Origin of the sequence: Streptomyces djakartensis (genome assembly GCF_014651075.1) — a bacterium.
Lineage (GTDB): Bacteria > Actinomycetota > Actinomycetes > Streptomycetales > Streptomycetaceae > Streptomyces > Streptomyces djakartensis.
Genome location: NZ_BMWE01000002.1, coordinates 1 through 25,116, shown reverse-complemented (window position 1 = coordinate 25,116; position 25,116 = coordinate 1). Strand labels below are relative to the sequence as shown.

General features: G+C 71.5%; 20 protein-coding genes and 1 pseudogene. 12 read left to right on the top strand and 9 right to left on the bottom strand.

Features of this window, described 5'->3' with window-relative positions; all coding sequences use genetic code 11:
• Window positions 1-155: 155 nt before the first annotated feature.
• The 7 genes from IE212_RS03575 to IE212_RS03545 all read left to right on the top strand — a co-directional run bounded on the left by IE212_RS03575 (window position 156) and on the right by IE212_RS03545 (window position 7,304).
• On the top strand, window positions 156-2,606 hold the full coding sequence (locus IE212_RS03575) for a SpoIIE family protein phosphatase (protein WP_190196198.1): 2,451 nt from the start codon (window positions 156-158) through the stop codon (window positions 2,604-2,606).
• A 97-nt stretch (window positions 2,607-2,703) separates the two neighbouring features.
• Complete coding sequence (locus IE212_RS03570) at window positions 2,704-3,123, top strand: CBS domain-containing protein (protein ID WP_190196197.1); 420 nt, start codon at window positions 2,704-2,706, stop codon at window positions 3,121-3,123.
• 181 nt (window positions 3,124-3,304) lie between these two features.
• The gene (locus IE212_RS03565; protein ID WP_190196630.1) at window positions 3,305-3,484 is read left to right on the top strand and encodes a hypothetical protein; all 180 of its coding nucleotides are present in this window, start codon (window positions 3,305-3,307) and stop codon (window positions 3,482-3,484) included.
• A 103-nt stretch (window positions 3,485-3,587) separates the two neighbouring features.
• Window positions 3,588-4,655 carry a glucose-1-phosphate thymidylyltransferase gene (locus IE212_RS03560; protein WP_190196196.1) on the top strand — a complete coding sequence of 356 codons (1,068 nt, stop codon included), beginning with the start codon at window positions 3,588-3,590 and terminating at the stop codon, window positions 4,653-4,655.
• On the top strand, window positions 4,652-5,632 hold the full coding sequence (rfbB, locus tag IE212_RS03555) for a dTDP-glucose 4,6-dehydratase (protein ID WP_190196195.1): 981 nt from the start codon (window positions 4,652-4,654) through the stop codon (window positions 5,630-5,632). The genes IE212_RS03560 and rfbB overlap by 4 nt, the downstream gene beginning before the upstream one ends.
• The gene (gene rfbD, locus IE212_RS03550) at window positions 5,629-6,504 is read left to right on the top strand and encodes a dTDP-4-dehydrorhamnose reductase (protein WP_190196194.1); all 876 of its coding nucleotides are present in this window, start codon (window positions 5,629-5,631) and stop codon (window positions 6,502-6,504) included. Before rfbB ends, rfbD begins: the two co-directional genes overlap by 4 nt.
• Window positions 6,501-7,304 carry a class I SAM-dependent methyltransferase gene (locus IE212_RS03545; RefSeq protein ID WP_190196193.1) on the top strand — a complete coding sequence of 268 codons (804 nt, stop codon included), beginning with the start codon at window positions 6,501-6,503 and terminating at the stop codon, window positions 7,302-7,304. The genes rfbD and IE212_RS03545 overlap by 4 nt, the downstream gene beginning before the upstream one ends.
• Before the next feature lie 591 nt (window positions 7,305-7,895).
• Here IE212_RS03545 and IE212_RS03540 read toward each other — a convergent pair.
• Window positions 7,896-9,839 (bottom strand): glycosyltransferase family 2 protein, encoded by a 1,944-nt coding sequence (locus tag IE212_RS03540; protein ID WP_190196192.1) that lies wholly within the window; start codon window positions 9,837-9,839, stop codon window positions 7,896-7,898.
• 206 nt (window positions 9,840-10,045) lie between these two features.
• On the opposite strand from IE212_RS03540, the gene IE212_RS03535 reads away from it, so the two are divergent.
• The gene (locus tag IE212_RS03535; protein ID WP_190196191.1) at window positions 10,046-10,555 is read left to right on the top strand and encodes a metallophosphoesterase family protein; all 510 of its coding nucleotides are present in this window, start codon (window positions 10,046-10,048) and stop codon (window positions 10,553-10,555) included.
• A gap of 165 nt (window positions 10,556-10,720) precedes the next feature.
• Window positions 10,721-11,380, top strand: a complete 660-nt coding sequence (locus IE212_RS03530) for a TetR/AcrR family transcriptional regulator (RefSeq protein WP_190196190.1) — start codon at window positions 10,721-10,723, stop codon at window positions 11,378-11,380.
• A gap of 81 nt (window positions 11,381-11,461) precedes the next feature.
• Here the strand turns inward: IE212_RS03530 and IE212_RS03525 are convergent, their stop codons facing one another.
• The 5 genes from IE212_RS03525 to IE212_RS03505 form a co-directional block, all read right to left on the bottom strand.
• The gene (locus tag IE212_RS03525) at window positions 11,462-13,123 is read right to left on the bottom strand and encodes a carboxylesterase/lipase family protein (protein ID WP_190196189.1); all 1,662 of its coding nucleotides are present in this window, start codon (window positions 13,121-13,123) and stop codon (window positions 11,462-11,464) included.
• A gap of 47 nt (window positions 13,124-13,170) precedes the next feature.
• Window positions 13,171-14,406 (bottom strand): right-handed parallel beta-helix repeat-containing protein, encoded by a 1,236-nt coding sequence (locus IE212_RS03520; protein ID WP_229864026.1) that lies wholly within the window; start codon window positions 14,404-14,406, stop codon window positions 13,171-13,173.
• Between the two features lie 367 nt (window positions 14,407-14,773).
• Window positions 14,774-15,826, bottom strand: a complete 1,053-nt coding sequence (locus IE212_RS03515; RefSeq protein WP_190196187.1) for an alcohol dehydrogenase catalytic domain-containing protein — start codon at window positions 15,824-15,826, stop codon at window positions 14,774-14,776.
• 26 nt (window positions 15,827-15,852) lie between these two features.
• Window positions 15,853-16,860, bottom strand: a complete 1,008-nt coding sequence (locus IE212_RS03510; RefSeq protein WP_190196186.1) for an NADP-dependent oxidoreductase — start codon at window positions 16,858-16,860, stop codon at window positions 15,853-15,855.
• A 260-nt stretch (window positions 16,861-17,120) separates the two neighbouring features.
• Window positions 17,121-17,453, bottom strand: a complete 333-nt coding sequence (locus tag IE212_RS03505; RefSeq protein WP_190196185.1) for a putative quinol monooxygenase — start codon at window positions 17,451-17,453, stop codon at window positions 17,121-17,123.
• A gap of 280 nt (window positions 17,454-17,733) precedes the next feature.
• Here IE212_RS03505 and IE212_RS03500 point away from each other — a divergent pair.
• Together IE212_RS03500 and IE212_RS03495 are read left to right on the top strand one after the other, a co-directional pair.
• Window positions 17,734-19,601 (top strand): annotated as a pseudogene (locus IE212_RS03500) (GTP-binding protein).
• A gap of 75 nt (window positions 19,602-19,676) precedes the next feature.
• Window positions 19,677-21,554, top strand: coding sequence for a glycoside hydrolase family 5 protein (locus IE212_RS03495; protein ID WP_190196184.1), 1,878 nt, complete (start codon window positions 19,677-19,679; stop codon window positions 21,552-21,554).
• Here IE212_RS03495 and IE212_RS03490 read toward each other — a convergent pair.
• Entirely contained in the window at window positions 21,535-22,791 is a 1,257-nt protein-coding gene (locus IE212_RS03490) for a YncE family protein (protein ID WP_190196183.1), read from the bottom strand. The genes IE212_RS03495 and IE212_RS03490 overlap by 20 nt on opposite strands.
• Window positions 22,792-22,952: 161 nt before the next feature.
• Here IE212_RS03490 and IE212_RS03485 point away from each other — a divergent pair, with 161 nt between their 5' ends.
• On the top strand, window positions 22,953-23,606 hold the full coding sequence (locus IE212_RS03485) for a TetR/AcrR family transcriptional regulator (RefSeq protein WP_190196182.1): 654 nt from the start codon (window positions 22,953-22,955) through the stop codon (window positions 23,604-23,606).
• Window positions 23,607-23,691: 85 nt separating this feature from the next.
• Here the strand turns inward: IE212_RS03485 and IE212_RS03480 are convergent, their stop codons facing one another.
• Together IE212_RS03480 and IE212_RS03475 are read right to left on the bottom strand one after the other, a co-directional pair.
• Window positions 23,692-24,033 (bottom strand): hypothetical protein, encoded by a 342-nt coding sequence (locus tag IE212_RS03480; protein ID WP_229864024.1) that lies wholly within the window; start codon window positions 24,031-24,033, stop codon window positions 23,692-23,694.
• A gap of 5 nt (window positions 24,034-24,038) precedes the next feature.
• Window positions 24,039-25,116 (bottom strand): cbb3-type cytochrome c oxidase subunit I (locus IE212_RS03475; RefSeq protein ID WP_190196181.1); only part of this gene is annotated, 1,078 nt, incomplete at its 5' end.

Sequence of the window (25,116 nt, the reverse complement as noted above, 5' to 3'; positions counted from 1 at the left end):
TCCAGCCACACAACGGGGGCCAACAGTCACGGCTGTCACGAGAACCCTGTGCGGAACGCATGCGTAAAGACGTGTTCGATGCCCTTTCGATCACGAGGTGGGCCGGCTCCACGGAATGCTCACAGGGGCTGCGCAGGTGTCTCATAAGCGCTGTAATGGCCAACGTGGTCAGTGAGGGCGCCCAGGCACGCGGAACGCGAACGCTGCGGGTCGAAGGTGCCCTCAAGGCGATCGCGGTCGATGAGGAGTCACCCGAGCGGGTGCGCCGCGTCCTCGAACAGGCCCTCGTCTTCGCCGGTGCGGCCTTCGTCGCCGTGTACGTGCCCAGCGAGGACGGCGAGCTGCTGTGCCTGGCGGAGTCGGCCGGGGTACCGCGGACGCTGTACGGGCTGCGCGACAGCTACCCCCGCGCCGGCCGGTCCCCGGTCGCCGCGGCCCACCGCGAGGGACGGCCGGTGTCGCTGGGCCCGCGGGAGCTCGCCGAGCACGCCCAGGCGCGACGCGTGCCCTCACGGGACTTCCACCTGATGGCCCTGCCCGTACAGGGGGACGGCGGCGGCTGTCTCCTCGCCGTCAGCGAGCGCCCCGACGGGTTCGGCACCGACGACCGCGAGTGCCTGGAACTCGTCTCCGAGGCGGTCGCCTTCCCCACCCCGGCGGCGCTCACCGAGGGCGGTGACCTGCCACCCGGCGCCTTCAGCCTCGCCATGGACAGCGGCCGCGTCCGCGTCGGTGACGACCTGCTGGACCTGTTCGGCCTGGACCCCGTGGAGTTCGACGGCCGGGTCGAGACCCTGCTCGGCATGACCGTGCCGGAGGACCTGCCCTCACTGATGTCCGTGGTGGAGGCGGACCACATGTCGATCGGGGACCGGGAGCTGGAGTTCCGCGTGCTCCAGCCCACCGGGCCGCCGAGGTGGCTCCGGTTGCGCGGACGGCTCCTGCCCGGCGGGGAGGGCCGCCCCGTCCGGCTCGTCGGCACCGTCGCCGACGCCTCCACGCTGCGCTCCGACGTCACCGACGTGGCCCGCGTCCAGCGACTGGCCACCGCGCTGGCCACCGCCGTCACCGTCCGCGACGTCGGCAAGGCGGTGGTCGCCGCGCTGCGCCGGCCGCTCAGGGCCGACCGGATCGCGCTCGCCGAGCTGGAGGCCGACCGGCTCGTCGTCACGGTTCTGGATCCGCCCGGCCCCGAGGCATGGCCCGAGCTGTGGCGCACGGAATGGCGTTCCGAGTGGCCCGACGCGCCCGTGCGCGCCATGCCCACCCTCGCCGCCGCCCTGCGCGAGGGCCGTGCCCGGATCTGGCCCGCCGGCAGCCCACTGGAACGCGCCCTGGCGGAGGTCGGCCCCGGCGGTCTGGCCGTCCTGCCGCTGCCCGCCGGGAACCGCATGGCCGGGGTCTGCCTGATCGGCTGGGACAGTCCGCACGACTTCGGTGCCGACGAGCGCGCCCTGCTCACCGCCTGCGCGGGGCTCGCCGGACAGGCCCTGGTACGGGCCCGCGCCTTCGACGCCGAGCACGAACTCGTCGGCATGCTCCAGCGCCAGCTGCTGCCGCGCCGCCTGCCCGAGCTGCCCGGGGCGGCGGCCGTCGCCCGCTACCTGCCCAGCACGGCGGGGCTGGAACTCGGCGGCGACTGGTACGACGTCATCCCGCTGCCCGACAACCACGTCGCCCTCGTCATCGGCGATGTCCAGGGCCACAGCGCGGGCGCCGCCACCCTGATGGGCCAGATGCGGACCGCGCTGCGCGCCTACGCCGTCGAAGGGCACCCGCCGGACGTGGTGGTGGCGCACGCCAACCGGCTCCTCACGGACATGGACAGCGACCTGTTCGCCACCTGCGCCTACGTCGACGTCGACCTGGAGGAGGGCGCGGCCTGGTGCGTGCGCGCCGGGCACCTCCCGCCGGTACTGCGGTATCCCGACGGCACGACGGAGATCGCCGAGGCCGAGGGCGGCCCGCCCCTCGGAGTGATCAGCCGGGCCGACTTCCCGATGAGCCCGCTGCGGCTCCCGCCCGGCACCCTGCTCGCCCTGGTCACCGACGGGCTCGTCGAAACGCCCGACGCCGACATCGACGAGGGCATGGACCGTCTGGCCGGGCAGCTGGCCGACGCCGCCCCCGGTGACCTGGGCCTGATCGCCGACGCCCTCCTCGGCAACGCCCCGCGCAGCGACGACGTCGCCCTGCTCCTGATGCGCTACGACGGCATGGAGCTGCGCCCGCTGCGGGAGAGCTGGACGGTGTGGCGGGTGCCGCAGGCGGTCGGGCACGCCCGCCGCTTCGCCCGGCGCACCCTGCGCTCCTGGGGCGTCACCGAGGATGTCGACGCCGTGCTCCTTGTCGTCTCCGAACTCGTCACCAACGCCCTCGTCCACACCGACGGCCGGGTCCGTATGGACCTCACCCTCGTCGACAACCGCCTGCGCGTCGCCCTCGCCGACGCCTCACCCCGCTCGCCGGTCCGGCCCACCAGCATCGGCTGGGAGGCCACGGGCGGCCGCGGCATCCTCCTCGTCGAGGCCCTGTCCGCGACCTGGGGCACCCTGCCGGTCAGCGGTGGCAAACAGGTGTGGGCGGAGCTGGTGCTGGGGCGGTGAACGTCTCCGCGAACACCGGGTGACCGGTGCGGATCACCGGGTACCCGGGCGGCGCAAGACGGAGAAACCCGCGAGGAGCCGAAGGAAGAGGAACGACATGGCTCAGCTTGTCCGCGACATCATGACCGGCGATCCGGCCACGGTCGCGCCGCAGACCTCCGTCGCCGAGGTGGCCCGCATCATGCGTGACGAGGACCTCGGCGTCATCCTGGTGACGGACGGTGACGACCTGCGCGGGGTGGTCACCGACCGCGACCTGGTGGTCCGGTCGATCAGCCAGGGCGGTGACCCCGAGCGGACCGCCGTGGCCGGCGCGTGCAGTGACGAGGTGGTCACGGTCGGCCCCGACGAGGACCTGGGGCAGGCGGTGCGGCTGATGCGAGAGCACTCCGTGCGCCGCATCCCGGTCGTCGACCACGGACGCCCCGTGGGCATCGTCTCCCTGGGCGACATGGCCGTGGAGCGCGAGCCGGAGTCGGCGCTCGGCGACATCAGCGCCGCCCGTCCCAACACCTGACGGCGGCGTCCCTCCCCGTACGGTCCCGCGCACACAGCGTGCGCGGGACCGTCCTGTGCGGGAGAACAGGCAAACGGCGCAGGGGAGTTCGGAGCATCCGCGCGGCGTCACACCCCGGGTTTGTTCGGTTTGCTCCGGGGCACTCGAACAGGCAGCGGATGCAGAAGGAAGATGATGAGTCGTGACGACCATGGACACCAGTGACAAGCCCGTCCGTCGGCCCGAGACCGGCTGGTCGAGAGCACGCCGCCTGCGCGGCAAGGCCGCGCCGCGGACCTGCCTCCCCGCCGTCGAGGACCGGGCCGCCACCCGGACCACGCGCTCCGAGCCGGACTGGAACATCGTCAGGGGCGAGGACTGACGGTTCCCCCCGGGGCCGCGCGGTGACGAACTGATCAACTCAGGGCGCCGACAACTGACGAAGTGATGTTCACATCCGTCGGATCGGCACTAAGGTGAGCCGAATGAAGGCTCTCGTGCTGTCCGGCGGCGCAGGAACAAGACTGAGGCCGATCACACACACGTCGGCCAAACAACTCGTGCCAGTGGCCAACAAGCCCGTGCTCTTCTACGGGCTGGAATCGATCGCCGAGGCAGGCATCACCGACGTGGGCATGATCGTCGGGGACACGGCGGACGAGATCCGGGAAGCGGTGGGCGACGGGTCGAAGTTCGGCCTGGACGTCACCTACATCCCCCAGGAGCGGCCCCTCGGGCTGGCGCACGCGGTACTGATCGCCCGGGACTACCTCGGTGACGACGACTTCGTCATGTACCTCGGCGACAACTTCATCGTCGGCGGCATCACCGGCCTCGTCGACGAGTTCCGCCACAACCGGCCCGACGCACAGATCCTCCTCACCCGAGTCGCCGACCCACGCGCCTTCGGCGTCGCCGAACTCGATGCCTCCGGCCAGGTCATCGGCCTCGAGGAGAAGCCCGACCGGCCCAAGAGCGATCTCGCCCTGGTCGGCGTCTACCTGTTCACCCCCCTGATCCACGAAGCGGTACGCGCCATCGAGCCGTCCTGGCGTGGCGAGTTGGAGATCACCCACGCCCTCCAGCACCTGATCGACTCCCGGGCGGACGTGCGCTGCACGCTCGTCAAGGGCTACTGGAAGGACACCGGCAACGTCGGCGACATGCTCGAGGTGAACCGCACGGTCCTCGAAGGCGTGGAACGGCGGATCGACGGCGACGTGGACGACGCCTCGGAGACCATCGGCCGCGTGGTCGTGGAAGAGGGCGCGCGGATCGTGGGCTCCCGTATCGTCGGGCCCGCCGTCATCGGCTCGGGAACCCTCGTCAGCGACTCCTACGTCGGCCCCTTCACCTCCGTCGCCGAGAACTGCCGGATCACCGACAGCGAACTCGAGTTCTCCATCGTGCTGCGGGACTCCTCGATCCAGGGCGTCGGCCGGATCGAGTCCTCCCTGATCGGCCGGCATGTAGAGGTGACCCCGGCCCCGAGTGTCCCCAGCGCCCACCGTTTCGTCCTCGGAGACCACAGCAAGGTGCAGATCACTTCATGAACGTCCTCGTCACCGGAGCCGCCGGGTTCATCGGCTCCCGCTACGCCCGCCTACTGCTCGCCCCGGACGCGCCGGACGCGCCGCGCGTCACCGTGCTGGACAAGCTCACCTACGCCGGCACCCTCGACAACCTCGAACTCGGCCATCCCAGGCTGGAGTTCGTGCAGGGCGACATCTGCGACGCAGAACTGGTCGACAAGCTCGTGGCCGACGCGGACCAGGTCGTGCACTTCGCCGCCGAATCGCACGTGGACCGCTCGATCACCGGCGCCGCCGACTTCGTGCGCACCAACGTGCTGGGCACCCAGACCCTGCTCGACGCCGCCCTGCGCCACGGCACGGGCCCCTTCGTGCATGTCTCCACGGACGAGGTCTACGGCTCCATCGAGTCCGGCTCGTGGCCGGAGGACCACCCGCTCCAGCCGAACTCGCCGTACTCGGCCTCCAAGGCCTCCTCCGACCTGATCGCGCTGTCCTACCACCGCACCCACGGCCTGGACGTGCGCGTCACCCGGTGCTCCAACAACTACGGCCCGCACCAGTTCCCCGAGAAAGTCATCCCGCTGTTCGTCACCAACCTCCTCGACGGCCACAAGGTGCCGCTGTACGGCGAGGGCCGCAACGTCCGTGACTGGCTGCACGTCGACGACCACTGCCAGGGCATCGACCTCGTCCGCACCAAGGGCCGGCCCGGCGAGGTCTACAACATCGGCGGCGGCACCGAACTCACCAACAGGGAACTCACCGGACTGCTCCTCCAGGCCTGCGGCGCGGACTGGGACCGGGTGGAGTACGTCGAGGACCGCAAGGGCCACGACCTGCGCTACTCCGTCGACTGGTCCAAGGCCCGCGACGAACTCGGCTACCGGCCGCGTCACGACTTCACGGGCGGCCTCGCCGACACCGTCGCCTGGTACCGCGACAACCGCGCCTGGTGGGAACCCCTGAAGCGACGTGTCACCGAGGAGCGCGCATGAGGTGGCTGGTCACCGGAGCCGGCGGAATGCTCGGCCGCGACGTCGCCCTGGAGCTGACCCGGCGCGGCGAGGACGTGGTGGCCCTCGACCGGACGGCCCTGGACGTCACCCGGCCGGAGAACGTCGACAGCGCCGTCGCGGACCACCGGCCCGACCTCGTCGTGAACTGCGCCGCGTACACGGCCGTCGACGACGCCGAGACGGACGAGGCCCGCGCCCTGGAGATCAACGGCGAGGGGCCGCGCCTGCTGGCCCGGGCCTGCGCCGCGCGCGACGCCCGCCTGATCCACGTCTCCACCGACTACGTCTTCTCCGGTGAGACCCGTACCGCCCCCTACCCGGAGGACCACCCGACCGACCCGCGCACCGCCTACGGCCGCACCAAGCTGGCCGGGGAGCTGGCCGTGCTGGAGGAACTGCCCGGGCGAAGCGCGGTCGTGCGCACGGCTTGGCTCTACGGGGTACACGGCGCTAACTTCGTGCGGACCATGATCGGTCTCGAAGCCCGCCGCGACACCGTCGACGTCGTCGACGACCAGCGCGGGCAGCCCACCTGGAGCGCCGACGTCGCCGAGCGGATCGCCGATCTCGGCGTACGGATCGGCCCCGACGCGCACGGCGTCTTCCACGCCACCAACTCCGGCGAGGCCACCTGGTACGAGCTGGCCCGCGAGGTGTTCTTCCTCGTCGGCGCCGACCCGGACCGGGTGCGTCCCACCACCAGCGCGGCCTTCTCCAGGCCCGCGCCCCGCCCGGCGTACAGCGCCCTCGCACACAGCCGGTGGCAGGAGATCGGCCTGCCGCCGCTACGCGACTGGCGCTCCGCCCTGCACGAAGCAATGCCCCGTATCCGCAAGGAGTCCTCTTCGTGAAACGCCATGAGTTCCTCCGGGAACTGCACAAGGTCAGCGCCAACCGCAACTACCTGGAGATCGGCGTCAACGACGGCCGCAGCCTGACCCTGTCCCGTGTCCCCAGCATCGCGATCGACCCCGCCTTCAAGGTGGTCTCGGAGCTGAGGTGCGACGTCCACCTGGTGAAGGCCACCAGTGACGACTTCTTCGCGCGGGACAATCCGCTCCAGCACCTCAAGGGCGGCCGTCACCCGCTGCGCAACCTGCGTCGCGGCCGCAGCCCGATCGGCTACTGGCGCCGCACGACGCTGGACCTGTCGTTCATCGACGGCATGCATCTGTTCGAGTTCGCGCTGCGCGACTTCATGAACGTCGAGAAGTACTCGGACTGGGGAAGCGTGATCGTCCTCGACGACATGCTGCCGCGCAGCATCGACGAGGCGGCCCGGGACCGGCACACCAACGCCTGGACCGGTGACGTCTACAAGATCACGGAGGTTCTGGCGCGCTACCGCCCCGACCTCGTGACCGTCCAGGTCGACACCGCGCCCACCGGCCAGCTCGTGGTGTTCGGCGCCGACCCGAACAACCGGGTGCTGCACGACAAGTACGACGAGATCATGGCCGAGTACAAGGTGCCCGACCCGCAGAAGGTCCCCGAGGCGATCCTGGAGCGCGCCGGAGCGGTCCGCCCCGAGGCTCTCCTGGAAGCGGGCTTCTGGCGCCCCCTGGCCCAGGCCCGCAACCGCGGCCTGCCCCGCTCCGTCGGCTGGGAGCCCCTGCGCCGCTCCCTGGAACAGGTGGGCGTCAGCCGCTGACCCGGGCGCCGGCCACCGCCCGGGGGTGGCCGGCGCCGCGGCCTGCCTCGGCGCGCACGGCCACGCGCCCGGAGGCGGGGCCCGGCAGCGGGCCGGCTTCCCCCGCCGTGCGCCGGCGTCTGCCCGTAGGCGGGCGAGGCCGGCCGGCAACTGCTCCGGAGCACGGGCGGGTCCCGTCGCCGCACAGTGCGATCCCCGGTCGCCCACCGCGTACGGCTCCGGTCGAGGAGGACGACCTGGCCGAGCAGCCGGCGATCCCGGGCCGGTCCGCGGCCGGACCGGACCCGGCGCTGCCGCCCCAGGCGGCCTTCGCCGGAGCCCGGCACCCGGTCATCGCCGCCGCGAGCCGGGAGCGGCTGGCTCCGGGAACGCCGGCCGGGCCGCCGCGGCGCAAAGAACCCTTCCGGTCTGCGCCGGTCGCGCTGCTGTGGCCGGCGTCGTGTGAACGCACGGCAGGTCGCGGTCAGCCGCCCCCGCGTGTCCGGGAGGGGTGCGCGCCCCGCCCGGACACGCGTACCGCCCTCAGGCGCTGCGCGCGCCGCCCGCAGTGGCCCCGGGCGTCACGGACAGGCCGCGCACCCGCCTGGCACGTCAGCGCCTCCCGGCCCTCAGGCGGGGAATCGCCCTGCGGCGCGCTGCACCCAGCACACGCCGGGCGCCACGGGCCACTCGCAGGGCGAGACCCGGACCCGGCACCGGCACCACCAGGACCTGCCCGGCGGCGGCGCGCAGCGCGAACGGCAGGCCGGTGAAGCGCGGCTGAGGGGCGGACGGGGTCAGGCAGAGCGCCACCCGCCAGGTGTCGCGTGAGAGATCCTCGGTGGGCAGCGCCGCCCCCAGCAGTGCCCCCGACCCCTGCGCCGTGGGGGAGAGCGTGCCGGGCGCGTCGAAGTACCGGTGTGCGGAGACGAACCGCAGCCGCACCTCGGTGTCGCCCGGGACGTGCAGCGGAAGCAGCGCGCGGAAACGCCCGCCGGAGACCGAGACGTCGGACTGCTTCACACCACCCAGCCCCAGCCGCTTGCCCCGGGTACCGAGCTCCAGGGAGAGGTTGCCGTGCGGCTGGGTCCAGTACGGCAGGACCGTGCGGCTCCCGACGACCCCCGCCTCCGGCGCCGGCCGGCTCTCACGCGGCGCCGGGCCCAGCCGGCACTCCTTGGTCCAGCCGCCCAGCTTGACCCGCACGAACGCGTCCCAGGCGCCGTCACGCGGCAGAGCCGCCGGATCGACGGTGGCGGTCGCCCGCAGCACCAGCCGGACCTCCTCGCCCTCCCCGGCCGGGACGGTCTCCCGGGTGAAGCGCACGGGCTGGAAGTACTGTGCGGCACTGGACCGCTCCCGCAGCAGCAGGTCGGCGGTGGCCTGCCCGAAGCGCACGGCGCTCTGCGCGGACACCCACTCCACCGCTTCCCGCACGTCCTTCGGCGTGTCGTCCAGCGGTGCCGCCCCGGCATCGGCCGGGAACGTCATCGGCCGGTCACCCGACCTGTACTCCGCCGTGAAACCGATGCTGAGAGCGCCGTCCCGCCACTCCACGTGCCCGGGGGCCGCCTCGGGCGCGATCCCGGCCTCCCACTGGGCGAAGGCCACCACGTCGTCGTACCGGTCGGCCGCGGTCAGCGCTGCCACGACCTGCTGTGCCGGCTGCAGCCCGGCCGCGACGCCGGGCCCGAACCGTTCGACGACGACCTGGTGGATCTCCGTGAAGAGTTCCCTGCGGTAGTCGTCCGGCAGGTTCAGCAAGCGCCGGCCCCGCAGCCGCTCGACCATCTCCACCCGCAGCCACCTGCGGAAGAGCTTGTCCCGCACCGGACCGGGCTCGGTGTACCGCTCGACGACGTCCAGGGCCTCGCGGAGGTTCTTGAAGTAGCCGACGGGATCGAAGCGTTCGAAGCCGGCGTTGGAGCCGTCGTCGCGCCGGATGTGGTAGTAGCAGACGTAGTCGCTCAGCACGGAGACGTTCTCCGCGCGCAGGTACGCCTCGGCGATGAAGACGTGGTCCTCCAGGCGCCGCCTGCCCTCGGGGAAACGCAGGCCGATGCGGTCCAGGAACGCCCGGCGGAACATCTTGTGCGGGGTGAGGCTGTCGATGAGCGGCGCGTTGCCGACGGTGGCGCGCGGGTGGTTGCGGCGGAACAGCTCCACCGGCACCCCCCTGCCCTTGCCGGCCATCTTGCCCACGACGACGTCGGCGCCGTTGGCCACGCCGTAGTCGTACATCCGCTCCAGCGCCTCGTCGCCCAGGTAGTCGTCGTTGTCGACGAACATGACGAACTCACCCCGGGACGCCTCGATACCGACGTTGCGGGGCTTGCCCGACCAGCCGGAGTTCTCCTGGTGGATGACCTTCATCCGGGGGTCCTCGGCGGCAAGCGCGTCGAGCCGGGCCGGGGTCTCGTCGGTCGAGCCGTCGTCGACGAAGATCACCTCGTACTCGTCGGGAGGCAGCGACTGCCTCTTCAGTGAGGCGATGCAGTCCTCGATGTAGATCCCCGGGTTGTACACGGGGACGATGACGCTGACCTTGACCGGCATCGGGTTTCCGGGCCCCTTCGGGTCGCTTGCCGTAGATGTCCTACTGCTGGTTGCCCGATGCTAACCCGGCCGGGAACGCCGACCCACCTTTCGAGACCGGGCCGTGATCATCTCGTGGGCGGGCAACTCAGGTGCCCCGTCTGTCTGTTCGCGGTCAAGTGAGCACCGGGACGGAAGAGCCGGCGGCCTCTGGCTAGGCTGGAAGCGTGCGACTGCTCCTCATGTCCGACACCCACCTCCCGAAGCGGGCCAGGGAGCTGCCCCCGCGGCTGCTGGCCGAGATTCCCGAGGCCGACGTGGTGTTCCACGCCGGCGACTGGGTCGACACGGCCACCCTCGACCTGCTCGAGGACCGCTGCCGCAGGCTCGTCGCCGTGTACGGCAACAACGACGGCCCGGACCTGCGCGCCCGGCTGCCCGAGGTGGCGCACGCGGACCTCGGCGGCCTGCGTTTCGGCGTGATCCACGAGACGGGTCCCAGGCAGGGCCGGGAGCAGCGCTGCGCTGCGCGCTTCCCCGACGTCGACGTGCTGGTCTTCGGCCACAGTCACATCCCCTGGGACACCACGGCCCCCACCGGCCTGCGCCTGCTCAACCCGGGCTCCCCGACGGACCGCCGCCGGCAGCCCCACTGCACGTACATGACCGCCACCGTCGCCGACGGCCTGCTCACGGACGTGGAACTGCACCGGCTGCCGCCCCGCACACCACGCTGATCGAGCTCTGCGGCCGCCGTGACATGATCCGCGCATGGGTCAGGACGAGCGGCACCTCCTGGACAACCGGCGTCTCCGGCTACGGTTCCACACCTGGCCAGGGGACTCCCCCGGGAGAACCGAACCCGTCACCGTCGGGCCGGTGCCTGCTCTAGAGTCGGCCCTATGACGGAGGCACCGGCCCTGGACCGCGGAGCGCGGTCCCGTGACGCGATACTGGACACCGCCGGCGACCTGATGGCGCGTCATGGTTACGCCGCCACGTCCATCTCGATGATCTCCGCCGCGTGCGGACTGCCGGTCAGCTCGATCTACTGGCACTTCCGCAGCAAGGACGGGATCTACGTGGCGGTGCTGGGGCGTGCCAGGACCGCGTTGCTGGCGGCCCTGCCCCAGGCCGAGGTGCCGGGCGCCGACGTCGCGCAGCGTCTCGACACCTTTCTCGCGGAGGTCGGGAGCGCGTTCCGGCGTCAACCCCGAGGCGTGAAGCTGCTCTTGGGGCTGGGAATGGTGCAGCAGGACGCCAGCGCGGCGGCCCTGGCCGAGGTGCGTCGATACCGCGACGCGCTGGTGGCCTGGGCCCGGGATTCGCTGAGCTCCGTCTTCGCCCTGCGCGACCGCCCCGAGGTGGCGGACGAGCTGGCACGCTTCACCCTGAGGATGGCCGCCGGAACCGTGGTGGCCCGCTGGTTCGAGCCGGACGCGGTTCTGGAGACCGGACCGCTACGCGTGGCGCTGCTGGCGCTGGCGAGCCACCACGGCGTTCCGGTGGGACACGTCCCCGGCCGGGACGCCCCCTCCCGTGGCGTCGCGAACAGGGAATGACCCCCCGTACCGGCAGGCCGACCGCGTCCGGGCCCTGCCGTAGCGTCCGGTGCCCCGACCGGAACAGGGCGACTGCCGTTGTCATCGCACGACTCCCCGCGGAACGGGGCCGGGCTGCCAGAACGAGCAGTGGTGGTCGGCCGCGAACCGGGTCGTCGGGCCGACCCGGCCCGGGGACAGCACCTGGACGCGGTCGCCGTCGGCCGTGTGACGCGGCCAGGGCGGGGTTCCGGGCATGCCGGGGTCGCCGGTGGCGGCGAATCGGGCCCAGTAGGCGGTCATCGTGGCGGACAGCCGCCGCTGCGCGGGTGTCAGGGGCGCCAGCGCCTCCGTGGGGAAGAGATAAGCCAGTTCGGAAGCGTGGAAGGAGCCCTGCGGCGTGTGCGGTGCCGGGATGAAGGGCGGCGCCTGGGCGTCGGCGAACTCGTAGGCGTAGACCGGCGCCCGGCCGCTGTACAGCCGGCTGTCGGCCCGTGCCGGGCAGGCGAACCGCTGGTCGGTGTTGACGGCGGAGTAGGCCAGGTTGGCAGACGGATACGCCGAGGCGGGGTAGGTGTCCAGGATCGCGGCAGCCCGGTCGCCGTACTGGAGCCTGATGAGGGCGGCGTACGAGTCGGGGGTCAGGGGGCCGCCGCCGAGCAGATCCACGTACAGCGCGGTGAAGTAGCGGTATTCGTCATGGGTGCTGCCGCTCAGCGTCGGGACCGCGTTCACCCGCCCCTCGGCCCACGCCGTGTGCGGAGAGCGGGGGAGGATCCGGGGGCCGGTGTTCGGGGCCCACAGGGAGGCGGTCCCCGTCCCGGTGGCGCGGATGAGTTCGGTGGTGGGCACGGCCCGCAGGCAGTCCGCCGCGGTCGTCGGGTCGGTGCAGCCGACCGAGGCCGCGAAGTCGCTTCCCTTCCGCTCGGCCGCGGCGGGCGGAAGGGGGGTCAGACCGCCGCCCCCGGCGCAGGCTCCGCTCTGCTGGATCACCCGGTGGAACAGGCCTTTCGCGGTCGGCGAGGCGACGTGCAGGCAGGTGTCCGCCGATCCCGCGGACTGGCCGCCCAGCGTCACCCGGTTCCTGTCGCCGCCGAAGGCACCGATGTTGCGCCGCACCCAGCGCAACGCGGCCTGCTGGTCCATCAGGCCGTAGTCGCCGGAGGCGTGGTCCGCGTTCTCGGCGGACAGTGCGGGGTGGGCCAGGAACCCCAGTGCTCCGAGGCGGTAGTTGACCGTCACCACGACCACACCCCGCGCGGCCAGCGCGGCGCCGTCGTAGTCGCTGCCCGCGCCGTACGCGTTGGCGCCGCCGTGCAGCCACACCAGGACGGGCAGGGGCCGGGCGCTGCCGCGGGCGGGTGTGCGGACGTTGAGGTACAGGCAGTCCTCCACGGTGCTGCCGGTGCGGTTGGACTCGCCGGGCAGGACGGGGCCGCCGTCGGGGAGCAGTGTCAGCGGTAACTGGGGACAGGGGTGGGCCGGTTCGGTGGCTTTCCGTATGCCGGACCACCGCGCCGCGGGCCGCGGCGGACGCCAGCGCAGCTCACCGGTCGGCGGGGCGGCGAACGGGATCCCGTGGAAGACCCGTCCGCCGCCGTGGACGGCCGCGCCCCGCACCCAGCCCCGGTCGGTGCGCACGACCAGGGAGTCGGGGCCGGCCTCGGCGTGGGCCGTGGAGGGGGGAATGGCCAGGGACAGAAGCAGGGCGGCCGAGGCGGCTGTGGCGCGGGCCAGGGCGGGGCGCAGGCGCGAGACTCTCATCCGTCGCTCCAAGTGCCGGAGTCGGTTGGGCGGTTGAGGCGCGGGGGTCATGGCGTGTGCTCGTAGGCGCCGATGTCGCAGGCGGTGCCCTGGGGACGCGCGACGCCGCGCTGATCGGTGGCCGGGCAGCCGTCGGCCGCGTCCAGGGCGGGGCTGCCGGGCAGCAGCGCGACGGTGTCGGTGGGGCCGCCGTTGTCCGCGAGCGGTCCGATCAGGGGGGCGCGGCTGGGCAGATCGCCCGCTGCGGTCAGCCGGCAGCTGCCGTCGCCGTCGAGGTTGTGGCCCTGCGAGGTGATGGTGGCGAAGGCCTTCTTGCAGTTGGCGGGCCAACCGTCGACGGTGTTGTTCGCGATGATGGAGTTGCGCAGCGTCATGCGCCCCAGGGGCAGGTCCACGATGTCGGGGATAGGTGAGGGCAGGCTGTCGAGGTAGGCGGGCGCGATGTTGATCCCGCCCCCGCCGTCGCTGGAACGGTTCCCGGTGATGGTCGAGTTGAGGATCTCCACGGTTCCCGTCCCGCGGATGTCGATGCCTCCGCCGTAACCGGCGAGGCTGCCGGGCCGGTCGCCCGGGTTCGTCACCCGGTTGTCCGCGATCGTCGAGTTGGTCACGGTGCCGGTGTCGTCGAACCTGATGCCGCCGGCCTCTCCCGCGACGTTTCCGCTGACGGTGCTGTCGATCAGATCGAGGTGGGAGTCCGGGACGTTGAATATGCCGCCGCCGTAACCGGCGGAGTTCCCGGTCACGACGACCCGTCGCAGCGTCATGTGATGTCCGTTGGCGATCGCGCCACCACCGGTGTCGGTGATGGGCAGTTCGCGCTGTTTGGTTACCCCGCCGGTGATCGTCAGGTCGGACAGCCGGCTGTCCGCCTGCATGCGGAAGGCCCGGTCCAGGTGGTTGGCGTCGATGACCGTGGTCCGTGCGCCGCCGCCCTCGATCGTGACGGGGGCGGCGACGTTCAGGTCGCCCGTGGTGGGGTCGGGGTTGTCGCCGATGATCAGCCGCGGGTCGGGCGGGATCGTCAGCCGGTAACGGCCGGGAGGCAGCGTGATCGTGCTGCCCGGTCTGGCGTTGGCGGCCATCACCGCGGCACGCAGGCTGCACCCGCCCGAGGCGGTGAGACACCGGCCGTCCGCCGCGTCGGCGTCGACCGCGTCGGACGTGGTGTCCACGGTGAACACCGCAGGTCCGGGGGCCGCGGTAGTGGCGGCACGGGCGACGGGGTGTGCGGCGGGATGTGCGGCGGTGGCCAGAAGGACGACGGCGGTTGCGGCCGTCACGGCTGTGCACTTCATGAGGTGAACCCCTCTCCGCGAGGAATCCGGGCGTACCAGGACTCGGCTGCTGCGAGGACTTCGTGCTGATGAGCGATGCGCGCTCGTACGGGGAACGGCGTCGGCGCGTCCGGGGGGCGCGTCTCCTGGGTACCACCCGTGGTCTGGAGGGAGCGTTCCATTCAGACCGCCCCGTGTCCACCGACGGTCCCGGAAATGGCCGAATGAGGATGTCGCCGCCAGCCGGTGCGGGGAGCCGCACCGGCTGCGGCCGTGGAGACCCGCCGGGGGGAGAGAGGGCACCGCGGGCTGACGGTGAGGACGGCCGGCGCGACCGTGCCGGGGCCGCCGCGCCCGCGGCCCTGGGGAGGCGTCAGCGGGTGGGGTCGAGGAGTATCTTGCGGACGCCGTCGGAGCGGCCCGCGAACAGTTCGTACGCCTCCGGGCCCTCGGAGAGGGCGAAGCGGTGCGAGACCATGATCTCGGGCTTGATCCGGCCGGCACGGGTGAGGGCGATCAGCGGAGGGAGTTCGTAGTGCACCGAGCACAACCCGATCGCGAACTCCAGTTCCTTGACCTGCGCCAGCCCCATGTGGAAGGGGAACGCCCTGCTCTGACTGACCCCGATGACGCTGACCCGGCCCGCCTGCCGGACGGCCTTGAGGGCGAGCTCGATGGTCGCGTCGGAGCCCACGGCCTCCACCACGGCGTCCGGTCCGCGCCCGCCCGTCATCTCCCGTACCGCCGCCCGCGCGTCCTCGCCCTCGACCGGCTCGACGCCCAGGCCGGCGGCGAAGGCACGGCGCTCCGCGACCAGGTCCGCGCCCAGCACCCGCGCGGCGCCCATCGCGAAGGCGGACTGGGCGGCCATCAGGCCGACCGGGCCGAGGCCGATGACCAGGACGGTCTCGCCGGGCTGGATACGGGCACGGCGGCAGCCGTACCAGGCGGTGGGGGCGTTGTCCGTCAGGACGACGGCGGCCTCGTCCGAGACGTCCTCGGGCAAGTGCACCAGGTTGACGTCGGCGTAGGGCACCGCCACGGCCTGGGCCTGACTGCCCGGGAGTTGCGGGCTGACGCCGTAGCAGAGCTCCGTACTCGACTTGGCGCGCTCGCACCGGGCGGTGAACCCGGCCGCACACGAGCGGCAGTGCGCACAGCCGACAGAAGCGGGCACCAGAACCCGGTCACCGGGCTTGAAGCGGGTGACCTGGCCGCCCGTCTCGGCCACCACACCGACACACTCGTGCCCCGGTGTGTAGCCCAGTTCCGGGCTGAACGGGTTGCCGCCGTACAGGTGCAGGTCGCTGCCGCAGATGCCGGCCGCCGTCACCCGCACCACCGCGTCGGTGGGGCTGGTGACGGCCGGGTCGGGTGCGTCGCCGTAGCGGATGTCGTGACGGCCGTGGTAGGTAAGTGCCTTCACCGGAATTCTCCCTCCCTTCAGCCCGGTCAGTCCGCGATCTTCAGCACGAGCTTGCCGTGGTTGTCACCACGGAACAGCCGCATCAGGGTGTCGGGGAACGCCGCGACGTCGCCGGACACCACATCCTCGAGGGACGTCAGCCGGCCCTCCGCCCGCCACTCGGCCAATCGCGCGACGCCCTCGGAGTACCGGTCGGCGTAGTCGAACACCACCATGCCCGTCATGGAGGCGCGGTTCACCAGCAATGACATGTAGTTGGCGGGGCCCTGCGGCTTCGTGCTGTTGTACTGGGAGACCGCACCGCAGACGACGACACGGGCACCGCGCGCCAGCCGCAGCAGGACGGCGTCCAGAACGTCGCCGCCGACGTTGTCGAAATACACGTCGACCCCGTCGGGGGCGTGCTCGCGCAGCGCCTTGCGGACGTCCTCGCTCTTGTAGTCGATCGCGGCGTCGAACCCGAACTCGTCGACCACCAGCCGGCACTTGGCCTCACCGCCCGCGATCCCGACGACCCGGCAGCCCAGGATCTTGGCGATCTGCCCGACGACGCTGCCCACCGCCCCCGCCGCACCCGAGACGACGACGGTCTGGCCGGGTTCGGGACGCCCGATGTCGATCAGACCGAAGTAGGCCGTCAGGCCGGACATGCCGAGGAGGCCGAGATGGGTCGGCAGGGGAGCCGCCGCCGGATCGACCTTGGTCACGCCGAGCCCGTCCGACACGCAGTACTCCTGCACGCCGAAGGCGCCCGACACATGGTCGCCGACCGCGAACCCGGAGTGCCGGGAGGCGACCACCCTCCCCACCGCGCCGGCGCGCATCACCTCGCCGATCTCCACCGGGCGGATGTAGGACCTGCCCGCGTTCATCCAGCCGCGCATGGCCGGGTCGATCGACAGACAGAGCACCTGCACCAGGAACTCCCCGTCACCCGGCTGCCCGGCCGGCTCCTCGACGTGCTCCCAGTCGGTGGGGCGCGGCTCTCCCACGGGACGCGCGGCAAGGCGTATCTGGCGGTTGATTCTGCTCATCTCAGGTGGCTCCTTCTGCGGTCGCGTCGGCTCGGCGGCCGGCACGGCCGGCGGACTGCCGCGCACCGACCCTCCTCGGTGGCATACCGTCCAGTCGGTACGGTCGGTGAGCGTACGGGTGCCGTACCGCCCGAGGCAAGAGCGGGCCGCCGCGGAATACGGCTCAGTCTCGTGCCCCCGCTCCGCCCGCCGCGCGGACGGAGCGGGCAGCCGCGGCGGTCATGCCGTGAGCGAGCCGGCCGCCGGCACGGGAGCGGGAGCTACTCCCGGCCCGGGACCGCCATCTCTCCGAGGAGCGACCAGTCGTCCTGCGGGACGTTCGCGTTCACGATGCGCGGCGTCTCGACCAGATGCGGCGGCAGCGTCCGCTGCGCGGCCTTGAAGTGCGCGGACTGCACATGCGCGGCCCCGGCCTCTTCGTCGCGGAAGGCCTCGACCAGGACGTACTCCGCAGGGTCCGCCACACTGCGCGACCAGTCGAACCACAGGCAACCGGGCTCGGCGCGTGTCGCCCGGGTGAAGTCAGAGGTGATCTCGGGCCAGCGGTCGGCGTACTCGGGACGGACTCGGAACTTCGCGGTGATGAAGATCATGGGATTCCCTCGCTGATGTCTGTGTACCGTGCCGACCTGTCGGGGCCGGTGACGAACCTGACGTACTCCGGCCGGACGCCGGTCTGGATCTCGGTCGTGCTCTGTTCGGGCTGTGATTCCACCGGGTGCCCCGCCGGCCGCTAATTCCGTTGTGGCGCGCCGGGCCGGTCTGCTGCACTGCACGGGACGACGTCACCGATTCCCGAGGAGCCCCGGATGCGCACTGCGTACATGTCCCCCCAGTCAGGAACGGACCTCTCCTCGAAGGACATGACGCTTCGTGCACTTGCTCAACCTGGGAATCCTCGCCCATGTCGACGCCGGTAAGACCAGCCTGACCGAGCGACTGCTCCATTCGGCCGGGGTGATCGACGAGGTCGGCAGCGTCGACGACGGGAACACCCGTACCGACACCCTCGCGCTGGAACGGCAGCGCGGCATCACCATCAAGTCCGCCGTCGTGTCGTTCCCCCTGGACGGTGTGGCGGTCAACCTCATCGACACCCCCGGCCACCCGGACTTCATCGCGGAGGTCGAGCGGGTGCTCGGCGTGCTGGACGGCGCCGTCCTCGTCGTCTCCGCCGTCGAAGGCGTGCAGGCGCAGACGCGGGTGCTGATGCGGACCCTGAAGCGGCTGCGCATCCCGACCCTGCTGTTCGTCAACAAGATCGACCGGAGCGGGGCGGACCCCGGGAAGGCGCTGCGGTCGATCTCGGCCCGTCTGACCCCGGCGATCGTGCCGATGGGAACGGCCGCCCGCCCGGGCACGCGGGAAGCCCGATTCATCCCGGGGCCCGGCCCGGCCGCCGCCCTCGACGTCCTCGCCGACCATGACGACACCCTGCTGTCGGCGTACGTCGAGAACTCGGTCACCGAAGCCCTGCTGCTCACCTCGCTCGCCGCCCGGACACGCGAGGCCCTGGTCCATCCCGTCTACCTCGGCTCCGCCGCGACCGGCGCCGGTGTGGACGCGCTCCTGACCGGCATCGAGGAACTGCTGCCGACGGCCGACGGCGCCACGGACGGGCCGGTGTCCGGCACCGTGTTCAAGATCGAGCGCGGACCGGCGGGGGAGAAGGTCGCCTACGCCCCCGATGCGAGGCGGTCCACGCCGGACAGATCGCCAGGGTGTGGGGTCTCGGCGACATCAGGATCGGCGACGCGCTCGGCGAACCCCGCAAGCCATACGAGCGCTTCTTCGCCCCGCCCACCCTGGAGACGGTCGTCGTCCCCGGTTCGCGGGTGAACCGGGGAGCGCTCCACCTCGCGCTCACCCAGCTCGCCGAACAGGACCCGCTGATCGGGCTGCGCCACGACGAACGGCGGCAGGAGACCTCCGTGTCCCTCTACGGCGAGGTGCAGAAGGAGGTCGTCCAGGCCACCCTCGCCGGCGAGTACGGCCTCGAGGTCACCTTCCGGGAGACGACGCCGCTGTGTGTCGAACGGATCGTCGGCACGGGACAGGCCGTGGAGTTCAACAAGAACGACCCGAACCCGTTCCTCGCGACGGTCGGCCTGCGCGTCGAACCGGCACCCGCCGGCTCGGGCGTCTGCTTCCGGCTCGAGGTGGAACTCGGTTCCATGCCGTACGCCTTCTTCAAGGCCGTCGAGGACACCGTGCGCGAGACCCTCGGCCAGGGCCTGCACGGCTGGCAGATCCCCGACTGCGTGGTCACCATGACGCACAGCGGTTACTCGCCCCGGCAGAGCCACGCCCACCAGGGCTTCGACAAGAGCATGTCGAGCACCGGCGCCGACTTCCGCGGCCTGACCCCGCTGGTGCTGACCGAGGCGCTGCGGCGGGCCGGAACGAGGGTCCACGAGCCGATGCACCGCTTCCGCCTCGAAGCCCCGGCCGACACCCTCGGCGCACTGCTGCCGGTCCTGGCCGGGCTCGCGGCCGTACCCGGGACGACGCGGAACCGGGACGACACCTGCGTCCTCGAGGGCACCGTACCGGCGGCCCGGGTGCACGCCCTGGAGCAGCGGCTGCCGGGACTCACCCGGGGCGAGGGCGAACTGGAGAGCGCCTTCGACCACTACGCGCCGGTCATGTACGGCACGGTCCCCGAGCGCCCGCGCACCGATCACAACCCGCTGAACAGGAAGGAGTACTTGTTGAACGTGACACGAAGAGTGGGCGGCTGAGTGTGCGGGCCGTCCGAGCGGGAACTTACCTGGGAGTCAGGGGTGTTGACGGTGTCCTGACATCGCCGGACTGTAATGGACATGCCGACTATTCGAGCGCGTCTGCTGATTGTCCTGGCTGTCCTCTTCGGCTCCGTGTCGGTGGCGGGCGTCCCGCCCGCCACCGCCGCGCCCCCTCCCGGCCCCCTCTGGTTCGACGATCCGGCCGTCACGGTCCAGGGCGGCCGCTTCACCGACGCCCACGGCCGGGAGATCGTGCTGCGCGGCTACAACGTCTCCGGCGGGACCAAGCTGGCGGAGAACGGCGGCCTGCCCTTCGCGTCGGTCGCGGACGCGCGCAAGTCGGCGGCCGCGCTGCGCGCGCTCGGCGGCGGCAACACCATTCGCTTCCTGCTCTCCTGGGCCTACGCCGAGCCCGAGCGCGGCAGGGCGGACACGTCCTATCTGGCCGCCGCGACGGCCCAGATGAAGGCCTTCCTCGACGCGGGGATCCGCGTCTACCCCGACTTCCACCAGGACCTCTACTCCCGGCACCTCTTCGACGCCGACAGCTGGTACACCGGTGACGGCGCCCCCCGATGGGCCGTGGAGGCAGGTAACTACCCCGACGAGTCCTGCGGGATCTGCCTCTTCTGGGGCCAGAACATCACCCAGAACGAGGCCGTGAAGCGGGCGTCGCACGACTTCTGGCACAACGCGCACGGTGTGCAGGACGCCTTCCTCGCCACCGCGGAGAAAACCATGGCGTACGTGCGACAGCACCTGAGCGCAGACCAGTTCAGGGGCATCGTCGGCTTCGACCCCTACAACGAACCGCACGCGGGCGTCCTCGACTCCGGGCAGACCAGCCGGGCCTGGGAGAAGGACGTGCTGTGGCCGTTCTACGAGAGGTTCCGGGCCCGCATGGACACGGCGGGCTGGCGAGACAAGCCCGCGTTCGTCGAGCCCAACCTGTTCTGGAACGCCAACATCGACTTCCAGCGGCAGGAAGGCGGCCTGCTCGACGCCGGCCGGCTCGGACCGCGCTACGTCTTCAACACCCACTTCTACGACCAGAAGGCCATCTCCGGCGTCTTCATGTGGGGCAAGGCGGCCGACGGCCAGTACACGGGCGACTTCCGCACGGTCCGAGAGCGGGCCGCCGCCGCGCAGACGGCCGCCGTCGTCAGCGAGTTCGGGCACCCGCTGGCCGGCATCGTCTCCGACAAGGCACCCACCGTCCTCAAGGCGATGTACCAGGCCCTCGACTCGAGGCTGAGGGGCGCCGACTGGTGGTCCGACCCGGCGGCCTCCGGACCGGTGCTCTCCGGCTCCCAGTGGCAGTGGGACATCTACAACGGCCGTCACCGCGAGCTGATGAACGGCAACCCCGGCAAGGTCCTCACCCAGGGCGACGCCTGGAACGACGAGGACCTGTCCGCCGTACGCCTGGACGACTCGGGCAAGCCCGTGCTGCGCCAGGACGCCCGGCTCCTGGACCGCCTGTACCCGAGCGCCAGCGCCGGCACGACTGTCGGCTTCACGTACGAGGACCGCTCCCGGGACGGCTCGACGACTCTGACCTGGAACCCGGTGCCCGGCTCCCTGCCGAACGTGCAGCGGCTGGTGGGGTCAGGGCAGTACGGGCTGCTGCTGTGGCGCTCGAACGGCGGCGCGGCGCCCACCGAGCTGCATCTGCCGGCGAGCTTCCCGACCGCTTCCACCACGGTCGTCTCCGACCTGGGCACGGTCCACGCGCCGCCCGCGTACACCGCGTCCGCCCCGGTCGGCGTGGCCGAGGAGCCGGGCGGCGCGGGAAGCCGCCGCCTGCTGCTCACCGCGCCGGACTCGGGAGTCCTGCACTACGCGCTGGTGACCAACGGGGCGGCGGCACCCTCGGCGGAACTGCTCGCCGCGGCACGCTCCGAGCTGGCGGCGTGGGCGGCGAAGGAGGTCAGCCGGCGGGCGGGCTAGTCCAGCCGGCCGCCACATGACCCAGCCGGACCCGCTGCGGGTGGTCGCCGACCGGCACGGACACGGTCTTCTTCCCGGTGGTGAAGTCGATGGCCGTGACCTGGTCGGTGCCGCTCTCGGAGACGACACAGGACCTGCCGTCACCGCTGACCGTCGCCCAGTAGGGCTTCGAGGCGGTGACGAGCGGGCCCTCCTTCAGGGTGGCGCGGTCGACGACGGTGGCGTAGTCGTCCATCGTGCCCGCGACGCACAGCTTGCCGCCGTCGGGACTCATCGAGATGCCGTGGTGGCGGGAGTCGTTGACGAACGTGGTGCGGTCGTCGCTGGTCGCCGGGTTCTTCGGCAGGGTCTTGGTGCGGGTGATCTTCTCGGTCGCGATGTCGTACTCGAAGAAGCCGTTGAAGAACGACACCTGGAAGTACAGCTTGGACTCGTCCGGTGAGAACACGGCCGGCCGGACGGCGTCGGAGTGGTCCTTGAGCCCCAGCGCGTCCAGCTGCGGGCGCATGTCGATGACCTTGACCTGCTTGAAGGTCGTCGCGTCGACCACCGTGATGCGCCGGTCGCCCTTCGTCCAGTCCAGCCACGGTGCGTCGGTCTGCGTGTTCACGTCGCCGATCGCCATGTTGTAGATGTACTTGCCGTCCTGGGTGAAGATGTTCTCGTGCGGCTTGTCGCCGGTGGCGAACCTGCCCAGCTCCCTGCCGGTGACGATGTCCAGCACGTGCACGGTGTTGGAGGTCGACGCCGACACCGCGACCCGCTTGCCGTCGGGGGAGACCGCCATGTGGTCGGAGCGGTAACCGGACACCGGGAAACGCCAGTTGATCCGCCCGGTGGTGACGTCGAGGCTGACCACGTCGGCGAAGCTCGGCCGGGAGACGACCACCGACGAGCCGTCCGGTGTGGAGTACATGTCGTCGACGAACTGGTCGTGGCCCTCACCGACCGTGTTGCGGATCGTCATGAAGGCGATCCATCGGATCGGGTCGGCGTTGATCTGCGCCATCCGCTCGTCCTTGTCGGGGATGACATTGATCCGGCCGAGCTTGGCGAAGTCGCCGGTCGACTTGATGACATCGGCGGTGCCGTCCCAGTTGTTGCCCACGAACAGCACCTCGCGCAGCGCGGCGGAGGCACCCGCCGCGTCCGCCTGGGCGGCGGTCGCGGGAACCGCGGCGGTCAGGGCGAGGGCGGCGGTCAGGGAGCACAGGTGCCGTCGTCGGAAGACGGGCATGGCTGATCCCTCCTCAAAGGTGGGGTGAGGAATCTGAACACACGTGCTTTCAGAGTTAACTTACTGCAAAGTAAGGAAGGGTGGCCTTCTCCACAAGACCGTGTGCACGACAAAATCGGTGTTCGACCGGGGATGGACGTCCGAACGCGGAGGGGGAGCCGGTGCCGGGCCGACTCAGAGCGCCGACCGGCCGCTACGGCGGCAAGACCGCCGAGGAGCGGCAGGCCGAACGCCGCCGGAGGTTCCTCGACGCCGCGCTCCAACTCTTCGGTGACGCACCGGGCTTCCGCTCCACCACGGTCGCGGCGCTCAGCGAGGCCGCCGGACTTTCCACCCGCCAGTTCTACGAGGAGTTCCGCACCCTCGAGGACGTGCTCGCCGCGCTGCACCTCCAGGTCAACGCCTGGGCCGAGTCGGCGGTGCTGGAGGCGGCGGCCGCGGCGGCGGGCCTGCCGCTCGCCGAGCGCGCCACCGCGATCTTCCGCGCCTACGCCGGGAACGTCACCGCGGACCCGCGCCGGATCCGCATCACCTTCGTCGAGATCATCGGCGTCAGCGCGCGCCTGGAGGAACAGCGGCTCGCCCGCCGGGCCGGCTGGGTCGACCTCATCTGCGCCGAGGCCCGGGCGGCGGCCGAGCGCGGGGAGGCGGCACGCCGCGACTACCGTCTCGCCGCGACAGGCTTCATCGGCAGCGTCAACGGGCTGCTCCACGACTGGAGTGCCGGCTGGGTCGAGGCCACGCTGGACGAGGTCGTCGACGAACTGGTCCGGCAGCTGATCGGCATTCTGCGGCCGCCGGGCTGGAACCCCTGACCGGACCCCTGAGGGGCCTCTCAGGGCTCCACGCTCGGCTTCGCTCGCGCGGGCGGTGCCCCCATCGCGTCGAAAACGACGGACCCTAGGCCGACATCAGCACCACGAAGTTCGTCGCGACCACCAGCACGAACCCCAGCAGCAGACCGGCCAGCAGCCGCATGCGCGACTCGCGGTACGCGGCCTCGTACTCACCCCGCAGTTCCGTAGCACGCTGCCCCGTCCGCTGCCAGGAGGCCCGGGCGAGCGCCAGGTGCTCCACCGCGAACCGCCGCTCCAGCTCGCGGCGTTGCGCCTCGGTCAGCCAGTCGAGCCCGGCGGCGAAGCGCGCGGCGGCCGCGCGGGCCTCCTCGTGTGCGGCGGCGGCGAGCAGGTAGCCCTCGACCTCGTTGTGGAACGCCCGCATGTCGGCGGGGAGATCCTCCATGGCGGTCACCGCAGCGTCAGCTCCCGCTCGGCCGCGACGTCCGGGTGATGCAGGTCGAACGCCGGGGATTCACTGCGGATCCGGGGGAGGACGACGAAGTTGTGGCGGGGCGGCGGACAGGAGGTGGCCCATTCCAGGGAGCGGCCGTGGCCCCACGGGTCGTCGGCCGTGACCGGCTTGCCGTACTTGGCCGTCTTCCAGACGTTGTAGAAGAACGGCAGCATCGACATGCCGAGCAGGAAGGAGAAGACGCTCGACACCGTGTTGAGCGCCGTCAGGCCCTCCACCGCCAGGTAGTCGGGGATCCGCCGCTGCATACCCTGAGCGCCCAGCCAGTGCTGCACCAGGAACGTGCCGTGGAAGCCGGTGAACAGCGTCCAGAACGTGATCTTGCCGAGGCGCTCGTCCAGCATCCTGCCGGTGAACTTCGGCCACCAGAAGTGGAAGCCGGAGAACATGGCGAACACGACCGTGCCGAAGACGACGTAGTGGAAGTGGGCCACCACGAAGTACGAGTCGGACACGTGGAAATCGATCGGCGGCGACGCCAGCAGCACACCCGTGAGCCCGCCGAACACGAACGTGATCAGGAAGCCGGTCGCCCAGAGCATCGGCGTCTCGAACGACAGACTTCCGCGCCACATGGTGCCGATCCAGTTGAAGAACTTCACACCGGTGGGTACGGCGATGAGGAACGTCATGAAAGAGAAGAACGGCAGCAGCACACCGCCGGTGACGTACATGTGGTGCGCCCACACCGTCACGGACAGACCCGCGATCGCGATGGTCGCGCCGATCAGGCCGAAGTATCCGAACATCGGCTTACGGGAGAAGACCGGGATGACCTCGGAGATGATGCCGAAGAACGGCAGGGCGATGATGTACACCTCTGGATGGCCGAAGAACCAGAAGAGGTGCTGCCACAGCAACGCGCCGCCACCCGCGGCGTCGAAGACGTGGGCGCCGAACTTGCGGTCCGCCTCCAGGGCGAACAGGGCCGCGGCCAGGACCGGGAAGGCGAGCAGGACCAGCACACCGGTCAGCAGCACGTTCCAGGTGAAGATCGGCATGCGGAACATCGTC